Below are 463 nucleotides of genomic sequence, written 5' to 3' on the forward strand. Positions count from 1 at the left end.
TTTTAGCACCTGTTGTGTCTGTTATTATTGCTTATCTCGGTTTTGCTTCTGGCTTAGTTCCACTCACAACTGGGGCACAAGTTCCTTGGACAATGCCGATATTCCTTTCAGGATTTTTAGCAACAAATTCTATCATGGGCTCCCTACTTCAATTAGTCCAATTTATTGTCATCGCGCTCATCTGGCTACCGTTCTTGAAAGTCATTGATCGTACCGAAACATTATAAAAAACAAAGGAAAAAATAATGCAAATTAAATTCCCCAATGATTTTTGGTGGGGGGCAGCAACAAGTGGCCCTCAAACCGAAGGACGTTTTAATAAAAAACACGCCAATATGTTTGATTATTTTTATGAAATCAAACCTGAAAGTTTCTATAAACATCAAGGTCCAGATACGGCCAGTAACTTTTATAATGATTTCAAAAATGATATTCGTTTAATGAAAGATGCGGGGCTAAAAAC

General features: G+C 36.9%; 1 protein-coding gene and 1 pseudogene. Both read left to right on the forward strand.

What is annotated here, in order from left to right:
* Nucleotides 1-227, forward strand: a pseudogene (locus tag LI288_RS14075) (PTS cellobiose transporter subunit IIC); the annotation flags it as partial.
* An 18-nt stretch (nt 228-245) separates the two neighbouring features.
* On the forward strand, nt 246-463 hold a 218-nt coding region (locus LI288_RS14080; RefSeq protein ID WP_227091074.1), incomplete at its 3' end, for a family 1 glycosylhydrolase.

It is taken from the genome of Lachnospira pectinoschiza (assembly GCF_020564355.1).
GTDB classification, from domain to species: domain Bacteria; phylum Bacillota; class Clostridia; order Lachnospirales; family Lachnospiraceae; genus Lachnospira; species Lachnospira intestinalis.